Source organism: Gilliamella sp. Fer4-1, assembly GCF_001690515.1.
Lineage (GTDB): Bacteria > Pseudomonadota > Gammaproteobacteria > Enterobacterales > Orbaceae > Gilliamella > Gilliamella apicola_C.
Window position 1 is genome coordinate 1 of sequence record NZ_LZGZ01000229.1, and the last position, 4,687, is coordinate 4,687.

General features: G+C 37.4%; 3 protein-coding genes. All 3 read right to left on the minus strand.

Annotated elements, in window-relative coordinates:
• Positions 1-91 precede the first annotated feature (91 nt).
• Positions 92-847: a PAAR domain-containing protein gene (locus A9G30_RS08245; protein WP_065588634.1), complete on the minus strand. Its 756-nt coding sequence runs from the start codon at positions 845-847 to the stop codon at positions 92-94.
• A 189-nt stretch (positions 848-1,036) separates the two neighbouring features.
• Positions 1,037-2,335, minus strand: coding sequence for a phosphoribosylamine--glycine ligase (gene purD / locus A9G30_RS08250; protein WP_065588635.1), 1,299 nt, complete (start codon positions 2,333-2,335; stop codon positions 1,037-1,039).
• Between the two features lie 115 nt (positions 2,336-2,450).
• Complete coding sequence (gene purH / locus A9G30_RS08255; RefSeq protein ID WP_065588636.1) at positions 2,451-4,043, minus strand: bifunctional phosphoribosylaminoimidazolecarboxamide formyltransferase/IMP cyclohydrolase; 1,593 nt, start codon at positions 4,041-4,043, stop codon at positions 2,451-2,453.
• Positions 4,044-4,687: the final 644 nt, after the last annotated feature.

The following is a 4,687-nucleotide window of genomic DNA, read 5'->3' on the forward strand; positions in this document are numbered from 1 at the left end:
ATCCACTTCTTAAAGGTCCATCAACTTCCATACTTCTGTTGCCACCTTCAATTTCGTTAATAGCACCATTAACAATGCCAGCGGTTCCTTCCTATATTCCATTTACTCCATGCGCTATCATGGGGGCTCCAATAAGACATGACCATCCCGCAGAACAAAGTGCTAACCCAGTTTGAATCATTCCTACACCACCAAAAATAGACAAACCATTTTTCACCCATACAAGACTTTGTTCCCACAAATTATTTTCTTCAGTCTTTATTTTCTTTGCACCCTCCTCATAACTCATCTCACCATTTTCTACTTTATCAACGATATTCATAGCAAAGTGATCTACATCATCAATAAAAGCTTGTTTTATTTCACTGTAATAAAGGTGTTTTTCGCATACTTCGTGGGCGCAGTCCATTAAGCGTTTGGCGTCCAATCGAATTTTTGATGTGTCGTCACTCATTTCAAGTGATGAGTCACTTTGCGTATACATCAGGTTTTGAAAGATAGGTAATGAGGTTTCTGAAGGGCTAGGCATTTTAAAACTTGCGCTTTTTGCTGATGAAGAGCTTGCAATATTCACATAAGCAAAGCTTTTAGTGGCGATAATTCGATTATTTCCTATTGGGCATCCACAAGCGACAATGCAACCATCATAGGCAGCCGGTTTACCATCTACAATACAATCATATGTTCCTTCAATAATGGAACCATATCCTTTTGTACATTTAGGACAACTTGCGTAATCGCCTAAGCATGCGATACCTTGACCTTGAGAAAAACCACTATTTGATGCAGAAATTACTTTACCACCAGTTGTCGTATCATCGCCCAACATGGCTAATAATTTATACATCCCTTTTTCTACTAAACAAATTTAATCGTTAAAATATTATCAATATAATCTATATAAAATTAAGCTTACTATTAGATATCGTTTTCTAATTTAAAAAAATTGAATAAAAAACTGATTGCTGTTGTGATAATTTTTCGTTCATACCTATTACAACGTCATTAAAAGCTACAATGGCGTAACTTTAAAAAATTATGGTTTATGACTGCTTTGTTCTCGCTCAATCGCACGATAACCAATATCTTTACGATAAAAACAACCATGCCAGTAAATATCTTTTATTTGCTCATACGCTCGTTGCTGCGCTTCAAGTACGGTATTGCCCAAGGCAGTAACACACAGTACTCGCCCACCATTGGTATATACTCGACCTTTTTCTAAACTGGTTCCCGCATGGAAAATTTTGCAATTATCGGTTGCCTCTGTGGGGAGTCCAAGAATCACATCTTGCGTATTATATTCGCCCGGATAACCACCTGCAGCTAGCACTACACCTAAGGCTGATCTTGAATTCCATTTGGATTTGACGGTATCAAGCTTACCATCGATGGCCGCTATACAAAGTTTCACTAGATCTGACTGCAATCGCATCATAATGGGTTGTGTTTCAGGATCGCCAAATCGGCAATTAAACTCAATAACTTTTGGATTGCCTTCTTTATCAATCATTAAACCAGCATATAAAAAGCCAACATAGGCATTCCCTTCTTGTGCCATGCCATTAACGGTTGGGTAAATAATTTCATCCATAATTCGTTGAAAAACGGCATCAGTAACCACTGGCGCTGGGGAATAAGCGCCCATACCACCAGTATTTAAGCCCGTATCGCCATCGCCAACACGTTTATGATCTTGGCTTGTTGCCATTGGCTCAACATTTTTGCCATCGACCATGACAATAAAGCTCGCCTCTTCGCCCTCTAGAAACTCTTCAATAACCACTCGATGGCCAGCATCCCCAAAAGCATTACCCGCTAACATATCGCACACGGCATCTTCGGCCTCTTTGAGTGTCATTGCTACAATAACACCTTTACCCGCAGCAAGCCCATCGGCTTTAATCACAATTGGAGCGCCTTTCTGACGTATATAAGCAATAGCGGGGTCAACTTCTGTAAAGTTTTGATATTCGGCTGTTGGAATATTATGTCGAGCTAAAAAATCTTTGGTGAATGCTTTAGATCCTTCTAATTGCGCAGCAGACTTTGATGGACCAAATATTTTTAATCCTGCTTTTTGAAAACTATCAACAACACCAATAACGAGTGGCGCTTCAGGACCAACAATTGTTAAATCAATTTGTTCTTGTTGCGCAAAATTGAGCAAACCGCCAACATCAGTTGCTTTAATATTAATATTTTCTAAACTAGGTTCAAGTGCAGTACCTGCATTGCCAGGAGCGACAAAGACTTTTGATACTAATGGTGATTGTGCGACTTTCCAAGCAAGTGCGTGTTCACGCCCACCATTACCTATGACTAAAACTTTCATAAAAGATCCTTTGAATACTAAAATCTGAAAAAAGGATTGTAAATTTTTATGTTTTACAAAACCCAGTGTAGTAATTTATTTTGAGTGAGTTAATACCCACTCATTTTACTAACAATTAATGTCTAAAATGGCGCATATGAGTAAACATCATCGCAATATTGTGTTCATCTGCCGCTTGTATGACTTCGTCATCACGAATAGAGCCGCCTGGTTGAATTACGCAAGTTACACCTGCGGCAGCCGCAGCGTCGACTCCATCCCTGAATGGGAAAAAAGCATCCGAAGCCACAACACAACCAGCAACATTTAGATTCTCATCTTGCGCTTTAATTCCAGCAATTTTGGCTGAATAAACGCGGCTCATTTGACCTGCGCCAATACCTATTGTCATTTTATCTTTTGCATAAACAATGGCATTGGATTTAACAAATTTAGCTACTTTCCAGCAAAATAGTGCATCTGAAAGCTCTTTTTTTGTTGGTTTACGCTTAGTGACAACCGTTAATTGATGTTCGTCTATTGTGCCTAAATCACGTTCTTGAACTAAAAGCCCACCATTAACACGTTTAAAATCTAAACTAGCAGGCGATGATGTTGTCCACTCACCACATTCAAGTACGCGTACATTTTTTTTAGCTTGGATAATTGCAAGTGCTTCTTGACTAACGGATGGTGCAATAATGACTTCTACAAATTGTTTATCGGCAATGGCTTTTGCAGTTTTAGCATCAAGTTGACGATTAAAAGCAATAATGCCACCAAAAGCCGATGTTGGATCGGTTTTAAAAGCGTTTTCATAAGCGTGCAAAATATTATCACTGACTGCTACACCACAAGGATTGGCATGTTTTACAATCACACAAGCAGGTTCATCAAACGACTTCACACATTCAAGCGCAGCATCGGTATCAGCAATATTATTATAAGAAAGTGCTTTCCCTTGCAGTTGTTTTGCAGTTGCAATTGATGCTTCTTTAACATTTTCTTCAACATAAAAAGCCGCTTGCTGGTGGGCGTTTTCGCCGTACCGCATATTTTGTTTTTTAATGAATTGCAAATTTAACGTTCTAGGGAACTCACCCGCTGGCTCATTTGTCTGCCCCATATAAGGTGGCACTAATTTCCCAAAATAGTTGGCAATCATACCATCATATTTTGCTGTATGCTCAAAGGCTTTAATAGCAAGATTAAAACGATATTCAAAAGAAAGGGAATTGTGACTCTCATCCATCATATTGATAATATTGGTATAATCGCAACTATCAACTACAATGGCAACATCTTTATGATTTTTTGCGGCAGATCGAACCATCGTCGGACCACCAATATCAATATTTTCAACAGCATCGTCCAATGTGCAATGCGGATTAGCAACAGTTTGTGCAAATGGGTAAAGATTAACAACCACCATATCGATAGGTTCGATCTGGTGTTGCTGCATAACTTTATCATCAATACCTCTACGCCCTAAAATTGCTCCATGTATTTTGGGATGTAGCGTTTTAACTCGTCCATCCATCATTTCTGGAAATTTTGTATAGTCAGAAACTTCGGTTACTGGTATTTGGTTTTTGATTAATAATTTTGCTGTTCCCCCAGTTGAAAGCAGTTCCACATTTCGTTCTGATAAAGCTTTAGCAAACGCTAAAATACCCGTTTTGTCGGACACACTAAGTAAAGCACGGCGGATAGGACGAAACTGCTGCATAAGAGGCTCCGAAATTGATATCTAAAATTTAAATTGTTAAAGCATTATATATAAATTAGCAATAGATGTTTAGCATTAAGTTATTAAAAAATATCGAAACAATAAATGATAATATTTTGCTTTAATCGCAAAACTTATAGGTAAACTCACGTTCCAATATAAAAATAAAATTTTTACTGTTTCTTAATTGAACTGGTTTTAGTTGTGTTGTTTTTTATTTTTTGTAGATAAGATAAGCGATTGATGATAACGTCTGAATCGGAGAATATTGAGTAAAATCCCCTATCCTCACGTATGGGTTAGGTAAAAATGTTGATTTTTCATCAAAAATAAAAAATTAAATAAAATCAATAGGTTTTCTGAATGATTTTTTAAGTAGCAACTAGTTTAGTTTGGGGATCGTTATGGTTTCGGGCATTTTGGCTTTTATGAATAAAATAAACAATTGATGATACCTCCCGATCTGGAGGATTTTATGCGCAATCCTCCAGTATCCCTCGTGCGGTTGCAGAATCATATCTTTTAACAACCATTGGCGGGTTAAAAATAGGAATATTTTTTCCTTAAAAAGGATTCAGAAAAGCTATTGATTTTATTAAGTTTTTTATTTGTGTTTTTAAGTTAAATCCAATAATTTTTGTAAA